The 20,162-nt window shown below is 65.7% G+C and carries 18 protein-coding genes; 13 read left to right on the top strand and 5 right to left on the bottom strand.

Going from position 1 to position 20,162, the window contains the following annotated elements; all coding sequences use genetic code 11:
• Positions 1-133 precede the first annotated feature (133 nt).
• Complete coding sequence (locus AC07YZ_RS02570; protein ID WP_226492875.1) at positions 134-589, bottom strand: DUF192 domain-containing protein; 456 nt, start codon at positions 587-589, stop codon at positions 134-136.
• 202 nt (positions 590-791) lie between these two features.
• Between AC07YZ_RS02570 and icd the strand changes: the two genes are divergently transcribed.
• The 3 genes from icd (at position 792) to clpA (ending at position 5,095) form a co-directional block, all read left to right on the top strand.
• The gene (icd, locus tag AC07YZ_RS02565) at positions 792-2,045 is read left to right on the top strand and encodes an NADP-dependent isocitrate dehydrogenase (RefSeq protein ID WP_494793590.1); all 1,254 of its coding nucleotides are present in this window, start codon (positions 792-794) and stop codon (positions 2,043-2,045) included.
• A 262-nt stretch (positions 2,046-2,307) separates the two neighbouring features.
• Positions 2,308-2,664 (top strand): ATP-dependent Clp protease adapter ClpS, encoded by a 357-nt coding sequence (gene clpS, locus AC07YZ_RS02560; RefSeq protein ID WP_494793589.1) that lies wholly within the window; start codon positions 2,308-2,310, stop codon positions 2,662-2,664.
• A gap of 94 nt (positions 2,665-2,758) precedes the next feature.
• Positions 2,759-5,095 carry an ATP-dependent Clp protease ATP-binding subunit ClpA gene (clpA, locus tag AC07YZ_RS02555; protein ID WP_226492877.1) on the top strand — a complete coding sequence of 779 codons (2,337 nt, stop codon included), beginning with the start codon at positions 2,759-2,761 and terminating at the stop codon, positions 5,093-5,095.
• A gap of 73 nt (positions 5,096-5,168) precedes the next feature.
• Here clpA and AC07YZ_RS02550 read toward each other — a convergent pair whose 3' ends face one another.
• From AC07YZ_RS02550 to AC07YZ_RS02540, 3 genes are all read right to left on the bottom strand, one after another.
• A complete protein-coding gene (locus AC07YZ_RS02550) occupies positions 5,169-5,942 on the bottom strand; it encodes an SGNH/GDSL hydrolase family protein (RefSeq protein ID WP_494793588.1) in 774 nt (257 codons plus the stop codon).
• 61 nt (positions 5,943-6,003) lie between these two features.
• The gene (locus AC07YZ_RS02545) at positions 6,004-6,495 is read right to left on the bottom strand and encodes a DUF1499 domain-containing protein (RefSeq protein ID WP_494793587.1); all 492 of its coding nucleotides are present in this window, start codon (positions 6,493-6,495) and stop codon (positions 6,004-6,006) included.
• Positions 6,496-6,539: 44 nt separating this feature from the next.
• A complete protein-coding gene (locus tag AC07YZ_RS02540) occupies positions 6,540-8,087 on the bottom strand; it encodes a helicase HerA-like C-terminal domain-containing protein (protein ID WP_494793586.1) in 1,548 nt (515 codons plus the stop codon).
• 92 nt (positions 8,088-8,179) lie between these two features.
• Between AC07YZ_RS02540 and AC07YZ_RS02535 the strand changes: the two genes are divergently transcribed.
• The 9 genes from AC07YZ_RS02535 (at position 8,180) to AC07YZ_RS02495 (ending at position 16,763) form a co-directional block, all read left to right on the top strand.
• Positions 8,180-8,899: a YebC/PmpR family DNA-binding transcriptional regulator gene (locus tag AC07YZ_RS02535; protein ID WP_226492881.1), complete on the top strand. Its 720-nt coding sequence runs from the start codon at positions 8,180-8,182 to the stop codon at positions 8,897-8,899.
• Between the two features lie 131 nt (positions 8,900-9,030).
• On the top strand, positions 9,031-10,305 hold the full coding sequence (gene purD, locus AC07YZ_RS02530; RefSeq protein ID WP_494793585.1) for a phosphoribosylamine--glycine ligase: 1,275 nt from the start codon (positions 9,031-9,033) through the stop codon (positions 10,303-10,305).
• Positions 10,306-10,354: 49 nt separating this feature from the next.
• Positions 10,355-11,269, top strand: coding sequence for an oxygen-dependent coproporphyrinogen oxidase (hemF, locus tag AC07YZ_RS02525; RefSeq protein WP_494793584.1), 915 nt, complete (start codon positions 10,355-10,357; stop codon positions 11,267-11,269).
• Positions 11,270-11,286: 17 nt separating this feature from the next.
• Positions 11,287-11,925, top strand: a complete 639-nt coding sequence (gene nadD, locus AC07YZ_RS02520) for a nicotinate (nicotinamide) nucleotide adenylyltransferase (protein ID WP_494793583.1) — start codon at positions 11,287-11,289, stop codon at positions 11,923-11,925.
• Positions 11,922-12,680, top strand: a complete 759-nt coding sequence (gene rsfS, locus AC07YZ_RS02515; protein WP_494793582.1) for a ribosome silencing factor — start codon at positions 11,922-11,924, stop codon at positions 12,678-12,680. Before nadD ends, rsfS begins: the two co-directional genes overlap by 4 nt.
• On the top strand, positions 12,677-13,144 hold the full coding sequence (rlmH, locus tag AC07YZ_RS02510; RefSeq protein ID WP_226492886.1) for a 23S rRNA (pseudouridine(1915)-N(3))-methyltransferase RlmH: 468 nt from the start codon (positions 12,677-12,679) through the stop codon (positions 13,142-13,144). Before rsfS ends, rlmH begins: the two co-directional genes overlap by 4 nt.
• 107 nt (positions 13,145-13,251) lie before the next feature.
• Positions 13,252-13,869 carry a Maf family protein gene (locus tag AC07YZ_RS02505; RefSeq protein WP_494793581.1) on the top strand — a complete coding sequence of 206 codons (618 nt, stop codon included), beginning with the start codon at positions 13,252-13,254 and terminating at the stop codon, positions 13,867-13,869.
• A 36-nt stretch (positions 13,870-13,905) separates the two neighbouring features.
• The gene (locus AC07YZ_RS02500) at positions 13,906-15,462 is read left to right on the top strand and encodes an Rne/Rng family ribonuclease (protein ID WP_494793580.1); all 1,557 of its coding nucleotides are present in this window, start codon (positions 13,906-13,908) and stop codon (positions 15,460-15,462) included.
• A 212-nt stretch (positions 15,463-15,674) separates the two neighbouring features.
• Complete coding sequence (locus tag AC07YZ_RS02495; RefSeq protein WP_494793579.1) at positions 15,675-16,763, top strand: outer membrane protein; 1,089 nt, start codon at positions 15,675-15,677, stop codon at positions 16,761-16,763.
• Between the two features lie 58 nt (positions 16,764-16,821).
• Here AC07YZ_RS02495 and msbA read toward each other — a convergent pair whose 3' ends face one another.
• The gene (gene msbA / locus AC07YZ_RS02490; RefSeq protein WP_494793578.1) at positions 16,822-18,636 is read right to left on the bottom strand and encodes a lipid A export permease/ATP-binding protein MsbA; all 1,815 of its coding nucleotides are present in this window, start codon (positions 18,634-18,636) and stop codon (positions 16,822-16,824) included.
• A 273-nt stretch (positions 18,637-18,909) separates the two neighbouring features.
• Between msbA and tolB the strand changes: the two genes are divergently transcribed.
• Positions 18,910-20,145 (top strand): Tol-Pal system beta propeller repeat protein TolB, encoded by a 1,236-nt coding sequence (tolB, locus tag AC07YZ_RS02485; protein WP_494793577.1) that lies wholly within the window; start codon positions 18,910-18,912, stop codon positions 20,143-20,145.
• The last annotated feature ends 17 nt before the right edge of the window (positions 20,146-20,162 follow it).

Genomic DNA, 20,162 nt, shown 5'->3' with positions numbered 1-20,162 from the left:
GGTGGACGCGCTTTCATCGACGGCGTCTGATCTCAAAGGCGACCCGGACAGCAAGGGCTGTGTGGGTCGCCTTTGTCGTTCACGGGTGTCGAGGCCGGGGTGCGGCCGACCGACGGCAGGGCTCCGGCTCTGGCTATTTGCTGCGCTCAAAGGGCGCACCACCCAGCCTGGAGCCCGACTTGAGCCCGCGTTTGGCGAACCAGCCCTTGTTCATTTCCAGCACATAGCGCACCGGCTGGGCCGAGCAGTGCGAGTCCAGCGTCTGCGGCTTCATGTCCGCTAGGTTGACGATGGTGCCGTCGTCGGCCACGAAGGCGGCGGTCAGCGGCAGCAGCGTGTTTTTCATCCAGAAGCATTGGCCCGCGGGCTGTTCAAAGACGAACAGCATGCCCTCGTTCGCCGGCATCTCCTGCCGGAACATCAGCCCGATGGTGCGCTGCTCCGGCGTGGCCGCCACCTGGGCGTTGATCAGGTGCATGCCCGCCGAGAGTGTCACGCGTGGCAATTGGAGCTGGGGAGCGTCCTGCGACCATGCCGGGAGTGTGAAAACGGCCAGCAGGCAGGACAGTAGGGCGAGCAGTCGGTTCATGAAGCAAGTGCGGTGGTCATGGGCAGCGCACATTGTCCGCCATTCGCCGTGGTAGGGCTGTGCTGGCTGGGCCCCAAGGGGGCGCCTGGCCTGGGCGGAACAATCGGAACTAGAATTTGCGAGCACGATCCCGTGCGGCCGCCGGACCACGTCAACATGGGCCGACGCCTCACCCCACAGCCTCTCACGGAGACCCGTCCCCATGTACCAGCACATCACCATCCCTGCCCAAGGCGAGAAGATCACCGTCAACGCCGACATGTCGCTCAATGTGCCTGACCAGCCCATCGTGCCGTACATCGAAGGCGACGGCACGGGCCTGGACATCACCCCGGTGATGCTCAAGGTGGTGGATGCGGCCGTGGCCAAGGCCTATGGCGGCCAGCGCAAGATCCACTGGATGGAGGTGTATGCCGGGGAGAAGTCGACCAAGATCTACGGCCCCGACGTGTGGCTGCCCGAAGAAACCCTGGCCGCGCTGCGCGAGTACGTGGTCTCCATCAAAGGCCCGCTGACCACCCCCGTGGGCGGTGGCATCCGTTCGCTGAACGTGGCACTGCGCCAGGAACTCGATCTCTACGTCTGCCTGCGCCCGGTGCAGTACTTCAAGGGCGTTCCTTCGCCGGTGAAAGAGCCCGAGAAAACCAACATGGTGATCTTCCGCGAGAACTCGGAAGACATCTACGCCGGCATCGAATACGAGGCCGAGTCCGACAAGGCCAAGAAGCTCATCAAGTTCCTGATGGAAGAGATGGGCGTGACCAAGATCCGTTTCCCGAACACCTCGGGCATCGGCATCAAACCGGTGTCGCGCGAAGGTACCGAGCGCCTGGTGCGCAAGGCCATCCAGTACGCGATCGACAACGACAAGCCCAGCGTGACCATCGTGCACAAGGGCAACATCATGAAATACACCGAAGGCGGCTTCCGGGACTGGTCGTATGCCCTGGCCCAGAGGGAGTTTGGCGCCGAACTGATCGAAGGTGGCCCGTGGTGCAGGTTCAAGAACCCGAAGACCGGCAAGGACATCGTGATCAAGGACAGCATTGCCGACGCCTTCCTGCAGCAGATTCTGCTGCGCCCGGCCGAGTATTCGGTGGTGGCCACGCTGAACCTGAACGGGGACTACATCTCCGACGCCCTGGCTGCGCAGGTTGGCGGCATCGGCATCGCCCCGGGCGCCAACCTGTCCGACTCCGTGGCCTGTTTTGAGGCCACCCACGGCACGGCGCCGAAGTACGCCGGCAAGGACTACGTGAACCCGGGTTCCGAAATCCTTTCCGCCGAAATGATGCTGCGGCACATGGGCTGGAAAGAAGCCGCCGATCTGATCATCAGCTCGATCGAGAAGTCCATCGCGAGCAAGAAGGTGACCTATGACTTCGCCCGCCTGATGGACGGCGCCACCCAGGTGAGCTGCTCCGGGTTTGGTCAGGTCATGATCGACAACATGTAACACGGCGCCGCCCCCCGCCGGACCCGGTTGCCGGGCGGCTCGTCAGGGCGGTGGAAGATCACGAAAAACCGCCAGGAAGCCGGCTTCCTCGGCGGTTTCCTTTTGGGCGGTCGGCTCACAATGGGGGCATGCCCAACAGCACCCTCCAGCGCCAGCCAAGCGCCCCCATGCCAGGCCCCTTGGCGGGGGCGGCGAGCGGGCACGGGGATTTCATTTGCCTTCGGATCACAGGGGAAGGGTGTGCACCGCTAGAATCAATTTCATGGCCACCCAGAACCCCAGAAAACCGCCCAATCCCGTTGCCCCGCCCAGTGTGGGCAGCGATGATTCCGTGGTGCTCGAGCGCCGCGCCCAGCGTGTCAAACCGCCCCAGATGTTCCAGGTGGTGCTGCTCAACGACGACTTCACGCCCATGGAGTTTGTTGTCCACGTCATCCAGGAGTTCTTCAGCAAGGACCGCGAAACCGCGACCCAGATCATGCTCAAGATCCATCTGGAGGGCAAAGGCATCTGCGGCGTGTACACCCGGGACGTGGCCAGCACCAAGGTCGACCAAGTGCTGCAGGCCGCCCGCTCGGCCGGTCACCCGTTGCAGTGCTTGAGTGAACCGGTTGAATAAATAACAACACGCCCCACCTGATGGTCTCCTTCCGCGTAATCTCTAACCCTGAAATCCGCGTTTCCTATCACCCACAGCCCTAAAGGAAGTGACCATGATTGCCCAGGAACTTGAAGTCAGCTTGCACATGGCCTTCGTCGAGGCTCGGCAACAGCGACACGAATTCATCACCGTCGAGCACCTGCTGCTCGCGTTGCTCGACAACCCCAGCGCGGCCGAGGTGCTTCGCGCCTGCTCGGCCAACGTCGACGACTTGCGCAAGTCGCTGGCCAATTTCATCAAGGACAACACCCCGCAGGTGGCCGGCACCGACGAGGTGGACACCCAGCCCACGCTCGGTTTCCAGCGCGTGATTCAGCGCGCCATCATGCACGTGCAGTCCACCGGCAACGGCAAGAAGGAAGTCACGGGCGCCAATGTGCTGGTCGCCATCTTTGGCGAAAAGGACTCTCACGCCGTCTACTACCTGCACCAGCAGGGCGTGACGCGCCTGGACGTGGTCAACTTCATCGCTCACGGCATCCGCAAGAGCGATCCGCCCGAGCCCACCAAGTCGGGCGAGAGCGCGGCCGAGAACGAAGAAGCCGGTGAAGCCAAGAGCAACGAAAAGGCCTCGCCGCTGGAGCAGTTCACCCAGAACCTCAACCAGTTGGCGAAAGACGGCAAGATCGATCCGCTGATCGGCCGCGAGTACGAGGTCGAGCGTGTGATCCAGATCCTGTGCCGCCGCCGCAAGAACAACCCGCTGCTGGTGGGCGAGGCCGGTGTGGGCAAGACCGCGATCGCCGAGGGGCTGGCCTGGCGCATCACCCAGGGGGACGTGCCCGAAATCCTGGCCGAGTCCAACGTGTATTCGCTCGACATGGGCGCGTTGCTGGCCGGCACCAAGTACCGGGGCGACTTCGAGCAGCGCCTGAAGGGCGTTCTCAAGTCGCTCAAGGACAAGCCCAACGCGATTCTGTTCATCGACGAAATCCACACCCTGATCGGGGCCGGTGCGGCCTCGGGCGGCACGCTGGACGCGTCCAACCTGCTCAAGCCGGCGCTCTCCAGCGGGCAGATGAAGTGCATCGGTGCGACCACCTTCACCGAGTACCGCGGCATCTTCGAAAAAGACGCCGCGCTCTCGCGCCGCTTCCAGAAGGTGGACGTGGTCGAACCGACCGTGGAACAGACCGTGGACATCCTCAAGGGCCTCAAGAGCCGCTTCGAGGAACACCACAACGTCAAGTACGCTCTGGCGGCGCTGCAGGCGGCGGCCGAGCTGAGCGCCAAGTACATCAACGACCGCCACCTGCCCGACAAGGCGATCGACGTGATCGACGAGGCGGGCGCGGCGCAGCGCATCCTGCCGGCGTCCAAGCGCAAGAAAACCATCAGCAAGGCCGAGGTCGAAGAGATCGTGGCCAAGATCGCGCGCATCCCGCCGGCCAATGTGTCCAACGACGACCGCGGCAAGCTGCAGACGCTGGAGCGCGATCTCAAGAGCGTGGTGTTTGGCCAGGACAAGGCACTGGAGGTGCTGGCATCCTCGGTCAAGATGGCGCGTTCGGGCCTGGGCAAGAGCGACAAGCCGATTGGCGCCTTCCTGTTCAGCGGCCCCACCGGCGTTGGCAAGACCGAAGCGGCCAAGCAACTGGCCTACATCATGGGCATCGACCTGATCCGCTTCGACATGTCCGAGTACATGGAGCGCCATGCCGTGAGCCGCCTGATCGGTGCGCCTCCCGGCTATGTGGGCTTTGACCAGGGCGGTCTGCTGACCGAAGCCATCACCAAGAAGCCGCACTGCGTGCTGCTGCTCGACGAAATCGAAAAGGCGCACCCGGACATCTTCAACGTGCTGCTGCAGGTGATGGACCACGGCACGCTGACCGACAACAACGGGCGCAAGGCCGACTTCCGCAACGTGATCGTCATCATGACGACCAATGCGGGCGCCGAGACCATGAACAAGGCCACGATCGGGTTCACCAACCCGCGCGAAGCCGGCGACGAGATGGCCGACATCAAGCGCCTGTTCACGCCGGAATTCCGCAACCGCCTGGACGCCATCGTGGGCTTCAAGGCGCTGGACGAGAACGTCATCATGCGCGTGGTGGACAAGTTCCTGCTGCAGCTGGAAGGCCAGCTGACCGAGAAGAAGGTGGAAGTCACCTTCACCGATGCGCTGCGCAAGCACCTCGCCAAGAAGGGCTTCGACCCGCTGATGGGTGCGCGTCCGATGCAGCGGCTGATTCAGGACACGATCCGTCGTGCCCTGGCCGACGAACTGCTGTTCGGCCGCCTGACCGAAGGTGGGCGGCTCACGGTGGACCTGGAAACCAAGACCGACGAAGCCGGCAAGGAGACCCAGGAGGTCAAGCTCGACATCCAGCCGCTGCCGAAGAAAGAAGGCAAGGCCAAGCCGGAGGAAGCCACAGCGGGTTGATGCCGGGCGCCCTGGCGTACACAAAAAAGAAGGCCCGGATGTCCGGGCCTTCTTTTTTCGGGCTATCGATGGGTCAATGCGTCCGCCACGCCAGCACGGTGTCGGCCCACTTGTTGCCGAGTTTGGACTCACCGGTGGCGTTCGGGTGCACACCGTCGTAGTTGTCTGCGACCGAATAACCCGCCGCCTGGTTCACCACGGTGATGGGTGAAAGCGCGGTGTTGCGCGACGCCGCCAACGCATCGATGCCCCGGTTCAGGGCGGCGGTTCCCGCCGTGTCGGGGGCGGCGGGAATGATCTTGGCCAGTACGATGTGGGTGTCGGCCTTGCCGGCCCGGATGGCGTCGATCACGCCTCCCAACTCTCCGATGATGCCGGCGGCGCTTTGGCCGTCGAGCACGTCGTTGGTGCCCAGGTGGAGCAACACCACGTCGGGGCGGGCGCTGCCGACCTTGCCCGACACCAGGGGCGCGAGTTCCTGGGCCCGGTAGTCCCAGTAGCCTTCGTGGTCCTGATCGAAATCCGGGTTGGGGGCGCTGGTTTGTGGGCTGTCACGGTAGCCGCTGGAGACGCCAGAGCGGCTGCCCACCAGATTCACCGAACAGCCCGCGGCGTTCAGGCGCTGCCAGAGCACCCGGCGGTAACTGTTGTGCCCGGCCTCGGCCTGGGTGATCGAGTCACCCAGGGGCATGATGCGCAGCGGGCCGCCTTCGCCGCCACAGCTCGCGACCCTGAGCGCCGACGTGCCGTCACCCGAGCCGTCGTCGGAGTCGCCGCCGCCGCAGGCGCTGAGCACCGCGGTCAGCACCAGCATGGCGGCACGGGAGGGGGCATTTTTTCGAGGCATGAAGCTTCCAGAAAGGTGGGTTGATCGGGCCCCCCGATGGGGCATCGGCTTCGCCAGGGGTTCATTGACGCAGATAGGCCGCGCGGATGTTTTCGATGCGCCGACGGTTCAGGCCGGTGTCCTCGCGACCCAGGCGGCTTGCGCTGCGCACTTCGATCACGCTCCGCGCCGGGTTGAACCAGAACTCAAGGTCGTCCACGAACCTGAGCCAGCGCGTCTGGGCCTGTGCGTAGAGGTAATCCGGCCGCTGCTCGACCAGCGTGATGCCGGGTTGGGTTTGCAGCACGGCGGCCAGCGTGCGCAGCGAGGCCGTGGCGTCGCCATGCTTGAGGGGCAGGGGCTGTATGAGCGCGTGGGCCCGCTGCGGGTGGTCCGGATACAGATCGGCCTGGCTGGAGACGCTGTTGCGCGTGAGGGACGGCGGCTTCAGGCGCCCTTGCTTCACACCGAGATCGGACGGCGGACGGCCGCTGAACCAGCCGAACTGGGCGCCGACCAGCACCAGAACGGCCAAGGCGAGCAGGCCGGACAGCAGAGCCTTCAACAGATGCACGCGGGAAGCCGAAGAGGGCGCGGAATGGGAAGGGGTCCGCTGGTTCAGCGTTTGCCCCCGAACAGGCCACCCAACACCCCCCGCACGATCTGCCGACCAATCCCACTGGCCACGCTGCGCGCCGCGGTCTTGGCCATGGTCTGCACCAGACCGTCGTATTGGCCTCCGCGCGGACCCGTGCGACCGAACAGGGCTTCGTTCAACATGCCGCCGATGCCGCCACTCCCTGCGGCTTCGGCCGGCTGTTTCGCCACGCCTGGAATGCGCGGGGTCTTGGGCGCGTCGGCTGCCTCGGGCTCCGCCGGGGCGGTGCGGGCGTCCACATGGGCACGCAGGATTTCGTGAGCGCTTTCGCGGTCCACTTCTTTTTCGTACACCCCGGCCACCAGCGAACCCTGCAGCAGGCTCTGGCGCTGTTGCGCGGTGATGGGGCCGAGCTGGCTACCCGGGGGCAGCACGTACACACGCTCGGTTTCGCTGGGACGGCCCTTGGAATCCAGCAGGCTCACCAGCGCTTCGCCCACGGCGAGTTCGGTGATGGCGGCTTCGATGTCCAGGCCGGCCTTGGGGCGCATGGTCTCTGCCGTTGCCCGCACGGCCTTCTGGTCGCGTGGGGTGAAGGCGCGCAGCGCGTGCTGCACGCGGTTGCCGAGCTGGCCGAGCACGCTGTCGGGAATGTCCAGCGGGTTCTGCGTCACGAAATAGACGCCCACCCCTTTGGATCGCACGAGGCGCACCACCAACTCGATGCGCTCGATCAGCACCTTCGGTGCCTCGTTGAACAGCAGATGGGCCTCGTCGAAGAAGAACACCAGCTTGGGCTTTTCCGGATCGCCGATCTCGGGCAACTGCTCGAACAGCTCGGACAGCATCCACAGCAGGAAGGTGGCGTACAGGCGCGGCGCGTTCATGAGCTTGTCGGCGGCGAGGATGTTGACCACGCCCTTGCCGTCCACCGTCTGCATGAAGTCGCTGATGTCGAGCATGGGCTCGCCAAAGAACTTGTCGCCGCCTTGCTGCTCGACCTGCATCAGGCCGCGCTGGATGGCGCCGATGCTGGCCGCGCTGATGTTGCCGTATTCGGTGGTGAACTGCTTGGCGTTGTCGCCCACGTGCTGCAGCATGGTGCGCAGGTCTTTCATGTCCAGCAGCAGCAGGCCGTTGTCGTCGGCGATCTTGAACACCAGGTTGAGCACTCCGGCCTGGGTGTCGTTCAGGTTGAGCATGCGCGCCAGCAGCAGCGGCCCCATGTCGCTCACCGTGGCCCGCACCGGGTGGCCCTGTTCGCCGAACACGTCCCACAGCGTGGCGGGGCAGGTCTGGCTCATGGGCAGGGTGATGCCGCGGTCCTTGAGCACGGCACTGATCTTTTCGCCGAAGCTGCCCAACTGGCTGATGCCGGTGAGGTCGCCTTTCACGTCCGCCATGAACACCGGCACACCGATGTTGGAGAACTGCTCGGCCAGGGTCTGCAGGGTCACGGTCTTGCCGGTGCCGGTGGCGCCGGTGATGAGGCCGTGTCGGTTGGCCAGACCCGGCAGCAGGTGGCACTGGGTGGTGGCGTTCTGGGCGATCAGCATCGGTTCGGCCATGGTGGAGGTGGTCCTTCCGGGAGCAAGGTGGGTGAAAACGTAAAATCGACTGCTTATTAGATCAAACCCGAAACGGGGATAAGGAATCTTTCGTGGCCGGACACAGCAAATGGGCAAATATTCAACACCGCAAGGGTCGTCAGGACGAAAAGCGGGGAAAGATCTGGACGCGCGTCATCCGTGAGATCACGGTGGCCGCCCGCACCGGCGGCGGCGACCCGGCGATGAACCCGCGCCTGCGCCTGGCGATCGACAAGGCCAAGGCCGCGAACATGCCGGCCGACCGCATCAAATACAACGTGGACAAGGCCTCGGGCGCCCTGGAGGGCCAGGCGCTGGAAGAAATTCGCTACGAGGGCTACGGCATTGGCGGTGCCGCCATCATCGTCGACACCATGACCGACAACAAGGTGCGCACCGTGGCCGAAGTGCGCCATGCATTCAGCAAGTACGGCGGCAACCTGGGCACCGACGGTTCGGTGGCGTTCCAGTTCAAACACTGCGGCCAGATCATTTTTGCTCCCGGCACCTCGGAGGACCAGGTGATGGAAGTGGCGCTGGAGGCCGGCGCCGAAGACGTGATCACCGATGAGGACGGCGCCATCGAGGTGCTGACCGCCTACACGGATTTCGAGGCCGTGAAAAACGCGCTGGAAGCGGCGGGCCTGAAGCCCGAGGTGGCCGAGGTGACGATGCGCGCCGAGAACACCGTTCCCCTCGCCGGTGAAGACGCTGCCCGCATGCAGAAGCTGCTGGATGTGCTCGAAGACCTCGATGATGTGCAAGAGGTTTTCCACAACGCCGAGCTGTGACCCACCCCCGAGCCGCGCTGTGCGCGTCACCCCCTCAAGGGGGCAACGCGTGCGGTCCGGCAAAGCCGGTTCCGCCGCGTTCTCGATGGGGCATTGCGCTTCGACACTGTGATTGAATTTTGGAGATGGGTTTGAAAGTTCTGGTGATTGGCGGCGGTGGCCGCGAGCACGCGCTGGCGTGGAAACTGAAACAGTCCGAGGGCGTGAGCCAGGTCTTCGTGGCGCCCGGCAACGCCGGCACGGCGCGCGACCCACAGTTGGTCAATCTGGCGATCACCGACAAGGTGGCGCTGCGCGAATGGGCGCAGGCCAACGGCGTCGCGCTCACGGTGGTCGGCCCTGAAGCCCCGCTGGCCGCGGGCGTGGTGGACGAGTTCCGTGCCCATGGCCTGTCGATCTTCGGCCCCACGAAGGCCGCCGCTCAGCTGGAAAGCTCCAAGGCCTTCTCCAAGGCCTTCATGCAGCGCCACGGCATCCCCACGGCCGAGTACCAGACCTTCACCGACCCGGTGCAGGCCCATGCCTACGTGGACGCCAAGGGCGCGCCGATCGTGATCAAGGCCGATGGCCTGGCAGCGGGCAAGGGCGTGGTGGTGGCCATGTCGCTGCCCGAAGCGCACGAGGCGATCGACTTCATGTTGGTGGACAACACGCTGGGCGTGGCGCACAACGAAGGTGGCGCGCGCGTGGTGATCGAAGAGTTCCTCGAAGGAGAAGAAGCCAGCTTCATCGTCTTGTGCGACGGCGTGAATGCCCTGGCGCTGGCCACCAGCCAGGACCACAAGCGGCTGCTGGACGCGGATCAGGGCCCGAACACCGGGGGCATGGGTGCGTATTCGCCCGCGCCGGTGGTCACGCCCGAGGTGCACGACCGCGCCATGAACGAGGTGATCCTGCCGACGCTGCGCGGCATGGCGGCCGACGGCATTCCCTATACCGGCTTCCTGTATGCCGGTCTGATGATCACGCCCGACGGCCGTGTGAAGACCCTGGAGTTCAACTGCCGCATGGGCGACCCGGAAACCCAGCCGATCATGATGCGCCTCAAGAGCAACCTGGCGCAGGTGTTGCTGGCCGCCACGCGCGGCGAGCTCGATCGGGTGGCTTTGGAGTGGGACCCGCGCGTGGCGCTGGGCGTGGTGCTGGCGGCTGCGGGTTATCCCCTGAGCCCGCGCAAGGGCGATGCCATCACCGGCCTGCCGGTGGATGCGGCCGATCTCATGGTGTTCCACGCCGGTACCTGCGCGTCCAGCGGGGAGGTGGTGACCTCGGGTGGCCGGGTGCTGTGTGTCACAGCCCTTGGCGACACCGTGGCCAGCGCCCAGCGCAAGGCCTACGACGCGATCGACCGCATCCGCTTTGACGGCATGCAGTTCCGCCGCGACATCGGTTACCGCGCGGTGTGATGCCGCGCCTGGCCGGGGCGACCCGATTTCCGCACACCCGGACACCCGCATGAGCCAACAGACGCAAGAGGTTCGCGACTACCTGACAGACCTGCAGGAGCGCATCACATCCACCGTGGCCATGATCGATGGCGGCCGTTTCCTGGTGGACAAGTGGAAGAAGGCGCCTGGTGAACCGCTGCAAGGGCAGGGCATCACGCAGATCCTGGAGGATGGTGCGGTGTTCGAGCGCGCCGGCTGCGGTTTCTCGCATGTGAAAGGCCCGCGCCTGCCGCCCTCGGCCACGCAGCACCGGCCCGAGCTGTCGGGCGCGCCGTTCGAGGCCATGGGCGTGTCGCTGGTGTTCCACCCTCGCAACCCTTATGTGCCCACGGTGCACATGAACGTGCGCATGATCGCCGCCACCCCCCGGGACGGCGCTCCGGTGTGCTGGTTCGGCGGCGGCATGGACCTCACGCCCTACTATGGTTTCGAGGAAGACGCGGTGCATTTCCACCGCAGCTGCAAGACCGCGCTCGACCCGTTCGGGGTGGACAAGTACCCGCGGTTCAAGACCTGGTGCGACGAGTATTTTTATCTCAAGCACCGCGATGAGCAACGCGGCATCGGCGGCGTGTTCTACGACGATTTCTCCGAGCTGGGGTTTGCCGGCAGCTTTGCCATGACGGCCTCGGTGGGTGACGCGTTTCTCGATGCCTACCTGCCCATCGTGGACCGGCGCAAGAACATGCCTTACGGCGAGCGCGAGCGCAACTTCCAGCTGTACCGTCGCGGACGCTACGTGGAGTTCAACCTGGTCTGGGACCGGGGAACCCATTTCGGCCTGCAGTCGGGCGGGCGCAGCGAGTCCATCCTGTTGTCCATGCCACCATTGGTGAGCTGGGCCTACAACCGCAAGAGCAAAAAAGGCACACCGGAAGACCGGCTGTACAAGGAATTCCTGGTGCGCAAGGACTGGCTCTGATGGCCCCGGCAAGCGCCATGGCCACGAGGCCCCAGCGTGTGGGCATGTTCGGCGGTGCGTTCGATCCACCCCACTGGGCGCATCGGGCCTTGGCCGACGTGGCGTTGAGCCAGCTCGGGCTCGACGTGCTGCACATCCTGCCCACGGGTCAGGCCTGGCACAAGGCACGCGTGCTGTCGCCGGCCCAACACCGGGTGAACATGTGTCGGCTGGCCTTTGGCGACCTGCCCAACACCCGCATCGACGAACGGGAGATCCACCGCGCCGGCCCGAGCTACACCGCCGACACCCTGAAAGAACTGGCCACCGAGTACCCGGGCGCAGAGTTGTTCCTGGTGCTGGGGGCCGACCAGTTGCTGGCCTTCAAAAGCTGGGTGCGCTGGCCCGAGGTGCTGGCGCAGGCCACGCTGGCCGTGGCCAACCGCGCCACCAACATCGGCGCCGACGCCACGCTCGACCCGCAACAGGAAACGGATCTTTCCGGCGTTGACCTGCCATTTCAGCGGCTGGACATGCCGTTGAAAAACATCAGCGCCACCGCCGTGCGTGCCCATCTGGGGCAGACCATCAGCCGCAGTGACTCGCTGCAGGTTCTGGTGCCCGAGGCCGTCGCAAGCTATATTTCACTCCATCACCTTTATCAGAATCCTTCATGACCAGCGAAACCACCGGCAAAAAAGACATCCAGAAACTCCAGCGCGCCATTGTCGATGGGCTTGAGGACGTCAAGGGTCAGGACATCGTGGTCTTTAACACGGAACATCTCTCCCCCCTGTTCGAGCGCGTGATCGTCGCCAGCGGCACATCCAACCGGCAGACCAAGGCGCTGGCCGCCAGCGTGCGCGACGCTGTGCGCGAGGCCGGTTTCGACAAACCGCGCATCGAGGGCGAAGACAACGGCGAGTGGATCATCGTGGATTGCGGCGCCGCCGTGGCGCATGTGATGCAGCCCGTGATCCGGCAGTACTACCGCCTGGAAGAAATCTGGGGCTCCAAGCCGGTGCGCCTGAAGCACGGCGCTGAAAAGGCGGCCGAAGCCAAGCCAGCCACCAAGACGGCGGCCAAGGCCACGAAGAAAGTCGCCGCCAAGGAGGTCAAGCCGATCGACGCCAAGTCGGTGGCGCGCAAGGCCGCCAAGGCGGCTTCTGCCGCCGTGGCCGCCGCGCCAGCCAAGGCCGGTGCAAAGACGGCCACGCGGGCGACCGGCAAAGCCGCGGTCAAGATGGCCACGAAGCCCGCGAGTCGCAAGACGGCCACCAGCGCCGCACCCGCCAAGACCCCGCTGAAGACCGTGGTGGTCAAGCCCAAGAGCGCGACGCGTCCGGCCGCCAAATCGGCCACCAAACCTGCGGTGAAGCGGGCGCCTGCCGCCAAGACCGCGGCCAAAGCGGCACCCAAGAAAAAGGCATGAAGCTGGTGATCGTCGCGGTCGGGCAGCGCATGCCCGACTGGGCCCAGACCGCCTACGACGACTACGCCAAACGCTTTCCGCCCGAACTGCGGGTGGAAATCAAGACCGTCAAGACCGAACCGCGCGGCTCCAAAACCGTGGAGACGCTGCTGGCGGCCGAGCGCGAGCGCATCCAGGCGGTCCTTCCGCGCGGTTGCCGCGTGGTGGTGCTCGACGAGCGCGGCACGGCGCTCACGACCAAGGCGCTGGCCCAGCAGTTGCAGCAATGGCAGCTGGAGGGAGACGACGTGGCCCTGGTGATCGGCGGACCCGACGGCCTGGAACCGGCGTTCCGGGCGTCTGCGCACCAGCGCATTCGCCTGTCCGACCTGACCTTGCCCCACGCGATGGTGCGGGTGCTGCTGATCGAGCAGCTGTACCGGGCGTGGTCGGTCAATGCCAACCACCCTTACCACCGAGAGTGAATTCCGTTCCCTACGCCTCATCGCCGCGCGGGTCGCGGAGGGGGCGTCCCCCTGCGATCCGGTGGCGGCACCTCCTTCTGCGTTGATCCACAGGTCTTGGTTTTCATATGTCCGATTTCATCTACCTTGCCTCCCAGAGTCCGCGACGCCTGCAACTGCTCGAACAGTGGGGCGTGCGCTGCGAACTGCTGCTGCCCGATGCCGACGAAGACGTGGAGGCACTCGAAGCGCTGCTCCCCGGCGAGGCGCCTGCGGCCTATGTGCAGCGGGTGACCGGTCTCAAACTGGAGGCTTCTCTGGCCAGGCTCCAACGCCGCAGCCTGCCGCCCGCGCCGGTGCTCTGCGCCGACACCACGGTGGCGCTGGGCCGGCGCATCCTGGGCAAGCCGGCCGATGCGGCCGAGGCCTGCCGCATGCTGGCCGATCTGGCGGGCCGTCGCCACCGGGTGCTCACGGCGGTGGCGGTGGGCAAGCCCGGTGCGCGGGGTGCGCGGCGATGGAGCGCACTGTCCACCTCGTGGGTGAGTTTCGATGCGCTCACGCCTGCGCAGATCCGGCGCTACGCCGACAGCGGCGAGCCGCTGGGCAAGGCCGGCGCGTATGCGATCCAGGGGCGCGCTGCGCTGTGGACGCACCACATCAGCGGCAGTTATTCGGGCATCATGGGCCTGCCCGCGCACGAGACGGCGCAGGTGCTGGGCGCCGCTGGCGTGCGGCTGGTCTGAGCCGCCGATCCGATCACAACCGAGACAAGCGATTCCATGAGCCAGGACATTTTGATCAATTGGGCGCCCCAGGAAACCCGTGTGGCGGTGGTGGAGCAGGGCGCGGTGCAGGAAGTGCATCTGGAGCGTACGCTGGAGCGCGGCCTGGTGGGCAACATCTACCTGGGCAAGGTCTCGCGGGTGTTGCCGGGCATGCAGTCGGCTTTCATCGACATCGGTCTGGACCGCGCCGCGTTCCTGCACGTGGCCGACCTCATGCCCAACATCGCGGCCAAACACGCCGCGCCGCGTGAGCGTGGCCAGGCCGCGCCCACGAACGAGGCGTCGGCCCAGCCTGCGCCGAACGGCGGCAACGCCCGTGTGCTCACGCCCGATCCGGTGTTGCCGATCGAACGGCAGATCTTTGAAGGCCAGGCGCTCATGGTGCAGGTGCTCAAGGATCCGATCGGCACCAAGGGCGCGCGCCTGACGGCGCAGATGAGCATTGCGGGGCGGCTGCTGGTGTTCCTGCCGCAGGACAACCACATTGGCGTGTCGCAGAAGATTCCGCCGGCCCAGCGTGAAGCGCTGCGCCAACGCCTGGTGCGGCTGACCGCCACGTCCGACGGCAGCGCGGCCGGCGGCTTCATCCTGCGCACCAATGCCGAGGACGCGACCGACGAAGAACTGATCGAAGACACCGCCTATCTGCGCAAGACCTGGTTGCGCATCAAGGAGGCGTCCACGCGCCAGCCGCCCGCCACGCTGCTGCACGAAGACCTGAACCTGATGCAGCGCGTGCTGCGGGACCTCGTGAGCGCGCAGACGCAGTCGATCCGCATCGATTCGCGCGAACAGCATGGCCTGCTGCAGGCCTTTGCCGCCGAGTTCATGCCCGACACGGTGAGCAAGCTGCAGCACTACAGTGGCGAGCGCCCGATTTTTGACCTGTTCAACATCGACGAAGACATCGTGCGCGCGCTCAGCCGCCGGGTGGACCTGAAGTCCGGTGGCTACCTGGTGATCGACCAGACCGAGGCGCTGACCACGGTGGACGTGAACACCGGGGGGTTTGTGGGTGCGCGCAATTTCGACGACACGGTGTTTCGCACCAATCTCGAAGCCGCCCAGACGATCGCGCGCCAGTTGCGCCTGCGCAACCTGGGAGGCATCGTCATCGTGGATTTCATCGACATGGTGCGCGAGGACCACCGCGAGGCCGTGCTCACCGAGTTCCGCAAACAGCTCGCGCGCGACCGTGTGAAGACCATGATCGGCGGTTTTTCGCAACTCGGTCTGGTGGAGATGACGCGCAAGCGCACGCGCGAGTCGCTGGCGCAGATGCTCAGCGAACCCTGCGCGGCCTGCAGTGGCAAAGGCGTGGTCAAGACCGCGCGCAGCGTCTGCTACGACATCCTGCGCGAGATCCTGCGCGAGGCGCGGGCCTTCAACCCGCGCGAGTTCCGTGTGGTGGCTGCCCCCCAGGTGGTCGAGCTGTTCCTGGACGAAGAGAGCCAGCATCTGGCCGGCCTGAGCGACTTCATCGGCAAGCCGATTTCGCTGCAGGCCGAAGGGTCCATGACGCAGGAGCAGTACGACATCGTGCTGCTGTAGCCGCGGGTTGCCGCCGCGCTCGCACCGGACGCTTCTGGCGCGACTCTGTGACCGGAATGACACAGCCAACACGCTGAACTCTTTTTTTCCCCGATTCATGGGCTTGTCGCTGCGTGTCTTCGTGACAATCGGGCGCTGTGCGCAAAACCTGGGGTTTTCCCCGAGGCGCTTGCGGACAATTTGCCGTTTTCACTCTGTTTTTGGATAACAACATGCTCAGGAATTCCCTCAAGCCACTTTTGCTCCTGTTGGGTGGCACTCTCTTTACGTTTCATGCCCACGCGGGCCAAGTCTCTGACAAGAACGGCAACGTCGGCTACGACACCGCTGCCGAGTGCGATGCGGCCGTTCAGGCGGGAACCGCCAAGTTCTACCAGCCCAGCACCAAGATGAGCCCGTTGCGCCGCAAGGGCGAGACCGCTGTGCGCACCGCGCGCTTGGCCGATCTGGGACCCCAGTACCGGCTCGGCGCTTGTGATGTGGGCGTGGGCCGCAAAAATGGCCGCAACGGCGTCGCCAAACCGTTGCAGGGCAAGTTCGTGCCCTACAGCCCGGACATGCCCGTCAACCAGTACCTGAACAAGTCGGGCGAGGGCGTGCGCGCCACCATGGCCCAGTGCGACAACCGCTTCTCGGACGTCGTGCCCCGCGCGGTGCCCGTTCCCGCTCCGGCACCGGTGGCCGCACCGGTAGCGGCCGCGCCCGCTCCCTCGCCTGCACCGGTCGCTGCTGCGCCGGTGGCCGGACCCGCTCAGGCCGCGTCACCCGCCGCGCGCATGACGCCGTACGTGTTTGGCACGGTCGGCTCGGTGCACGACAGCGTGATCCACCTCGAGAACAATCCGGCCCACAGCGTGGGTGCCAGTGGCACCGAAACCGGCCTCCAGCTGGGCGCGGGTCTGCAGTTCAACGACTTGCTGGGCGCCGAGGTGTTCTACCAGGGTGGCAAGAGCCTGGAGTACCCCGCGGCGAATGGCTATGTGAACGCGCTCTCCACACGGGTCTTCGGTGCACGCGTGACCGTGGGCGCGAACGTGACCGACGATCTGCGCCTGTTCGCCAAGGCCGGTGTGGCCAACGTGAAGCACAGCAGTTCCAAAGGCACGCATTGGACCCAGGCGGCTGGCGCCTCCCACTCGGACAGCCAGACCCGTCCCCTGATCGGCTTTGGCGCCACCTACGGCCTGACGGAAAATCTGTCGGTTCGTTTTGATGCCGACCACACCTTCAAGCGTCGCGTGAACAACGCCGGCTGGGGCAATCTGGACTACTTCGGCGTGGGCCTGCAATACAACTTCTGAGCCCGCTCAGAGGTCTGAACCGAAACCGGAGCCGCCTGCACAGGTGGCTCCGGTTTTTTCATTCCTGTTCGACTTCCGGTTTGAAGCCCTGCGCATGCAACCGGGCATAGAGGCCGTCGGCATGCAACAGCTCACGGTGCGTGCCCTGTTCCATGATCTGTCCGTTGGCCAGCACCACCACGCGGTCGGCGTGTTCGATGGTGGACAGGCGGTGCGCGATCACCAGCGTAGTGCGGCCCTTCATGAGGCGGGCCAGCGCGTCCTGCACCAGCCGTTCGGATTCGTTGTCCAGCGCCGACGTGGCCTCGTCCAGGATCAGGACCGGCGCGTCCTTGTAGATCGCCCGCGCGATCGCCAGCCGTTGGCGCTGCCCGCCGGAGAGTTCGGCGGCGTTGTGGCCCACCGTGCTGTGCACCCCTCTCGGCAGTCGCTCGACCAGATCACCCAGGTTGGCCGAGTCGAGCGCGGCGCGCACGCGGGCCTCGTCGATCTCGTCGTCCGCGGCACCCAGCGCCACATTGGCCGCCAGCGTGTCGTTGAGCATCACCACGTCCTGGCTGACCATGGCGAACTGGCGGCGCAGGCTGCGCAGGTCCCAGTCGGGCAGCGCCACGCCATCGAGCAGCACCTCGCCGCGCTCGACTTCCACGAAGCGGGGCAACAGGTTGGCCAGGGTGGTCTTGCCCGATCCCGAGGGGCCCACCAATGCCAGCACTTCACCGGGGCGGATGTGCAGATCGATGCCCCGCAACGCGGTGCGGCTGGCATCGTCGGCCTCGTTCGGAGTCGCTCCGTCCTTGGCCGGGTAGCGCACCCACACCTGCCGGAGCGAAATATCGCCCTGTGCGTGCGTGGCGGTGTGGGTGCCGCTGGTTTGCTCCGGTGTGTGGTCGATCAGGTCCAGGCCGCGCTCCAGCGCGGCCAGGCCGCGCGTGATGGGGCCGGCGATCTCAGCCAGGTGGCGGATCGGCGCGATCAGCATCAGCATGGCGGTGACGAAGGCGACGAAGTTGCCCACCGTCACCCCGCTGCTGCTGCTCTGCCACAGCGCGACCGCGATCACCGCCGACAGCGCGGCAGCCGCCAGCAGCTGCGTGAGCGGCGTCATGGCGGCCTGAGCGATGGTGGATTTCAGGGCCAGCCGCCGCAGCGCCACGCTCAGGCCATCGAAGCGGTGGGTCTGGCGCTGCTGCGCACCATGAAGCCGCACCATGCGGTGGGCCAGCGCGTTTTCCTCGACCACATAGGCCAGCTCATCGGTGGCGTCCTGGCTCGACTTGGTGAGCTTGTAGAGGCGGCGCGAGAGCACGCGCATGATCAGGACCAAGCCTGGAAACAGCAGCAGCACGATCAGGGTGAGCTTCCAGTTCAGGTACATCAGATAGCCCATCAGGGCCAGCAGGGTCAGGCTGTCCTTGGTGAGCGTGAGCAGCGCCGACACCAGCATGGTGGAGCCCGTCTGGACCTCGTAGACCAGGGTGTTGGAAAGCTTGCTCGCGCTCTGGCGGGCAAACAGCGTCATCTGCGCATGGTTGAGCTTGACGAACATGGCCCGGCGCAGATTCAGCAGGCCCAGGCTGGCGGTGTAGGACAGCGCGTACTGCGCCACGAAACCGGCCATGCCCCGGATGCCGAACAGCCCCATGAGGGCCACGGGCACCATCCACAAGGCGATGTTGCCTTCGGCGAAACCCCGGTCCAGCAGCGTCTTGAGCAGCGCCGGAATCATGGGTTCGGTGGCCGCGCCCAGCAGGGTTCCCATGGCCGCGAGTGCGATGCCGGCGCGGGCGGAGCGGAAATACGGCCACAGCCGCTTCAGGCGTTGCCGGATCGTCTCTGCCGGCAGGGAGCGCGTGGGAATCGATGGGGTCAAGGCGGTGTGGCCTGGCGGCTTTTTGGGGGGTCGAAAGATCGGTTCGGGCCAACAGGAAGTGCCCGGTCATACCGCAGGAAAGAGGGGGTGACGGCACATCTTGTCACGGGGCCCGTGCCCGGTTCCGTTATTATCCGTTGTCGGACCCGCAGGACGCGCCTGTGGCGTCGTTTTCGCCCCTCCCCAACCTTGTGACGAATGCTGGATTTGAACCCATCTGACTGGCGACTTTCCCGACGCGGCATGCTCAGCGGCGCCGCAGCCCTCCCTCTGATGGCGATGCCTTGGCAGGCAGCCCAGGCCCAGTTCCGCGTCGAAGTGTCCGGCGCGGGCATGACGCAGATACCGTTCTCTGCCGTCAGCTTTCGAGAGAATGCGCAGATCGATCAGGACATGGCCGCCATCGTGCGCGCCGATCTCGAGCGCAGCGGGCAGTTCCGTTTTGTCGAACCCGTGGCCGCACGGCTGGACGAAACCTCCCGGCCGGACCTCACGCCCTGGCGCAGCAAAGGGGCCGACTCCCTGCTCACCGGCAGCGTGACGCGCCTGGCCGATGGCCGCTACGACGTGCGGTTCCGCCTGTGGGACGTGGTTCGTGGGCAAGACCTCGGCGGGTTGAGCTACCCCGTGGCCACACAAGATCTGCGCCTCGCGGCCCACCGCATTGCCGACTACATCTACGAAAAGCTCACCGGTGAAAAGGGTGTCTTCTCGACCCGCATTGCTTATGTGACCAAGGCCGGCACGCGCCACAGCCTGTGGGTGGCCGATGCCGATGGTGAAAATGCGCGAGCCGCGCTGACCAGCGCGGAACCCATCATTTCCCCCAGCTGGGCACCCGGCGGGGCGCAGTTGGCCTACGTGTCCTTCGAGTCACGCAAACCGGTGATCTATTCGCACGACGTGGCCACGGCCAGGCGCCGGCTGCTCGCCAACTTCCGCGGTTCCAACAGCGCTCCTTCGTGGTCGCCCGACGGCCGGCAATTGGTCGCGACGCTCTCCATTTCCGGCAATGCGCAGATCTACGCCATGGAGTCCGACGGTGGCGAGCCCCGCCGGCTGTCCCAGAGCTCCAGCATCGACACCGAGCCGGTGTTCAGCGCCGACGGCCGGACCATCTTCTTCGTCAGCGATCGCGGTGGATCGCCACAGATTTACAAGATGGGCGCGCAGGGCGGCAACCCCCAGCGCGTGACCTTCACGGGCAACTACAACATTTCGCCTTCGCCGAGCCCGGACGGGCGCTGGCTGGCCTTTGTTTCGCGCGTGGGCGGTGCCTTTCGCCTGCACGTGATGGAACTGGCCAGCGGCAATGTGACCGCCGTGACGGACACCAGTGCCGATGAAAGCCCGAGCTTTGCGCCCAACAGCCGCATGATCATCTATGCCACCCGCGACAAAGGCCAGGAAGCGCTCATGACCACCACCGTGGATGGCCGCATCAAGACCCGGCTCGCCGGCGCACGCGGCGACATCCGCGAGCCCGAGTGGGGCCCCTTCACACGCTGAGGGCTGCCGGCCCCTGG

This window comes from Hydrogenophaga sp. GW101-3F08 (genome assembly GCF_059424585.1).
The sequence above is the reverse complement of the archived record's forward strand: the minus strand, read 5'-3'. Positions and strand labels throughout refer to the sequence as shown.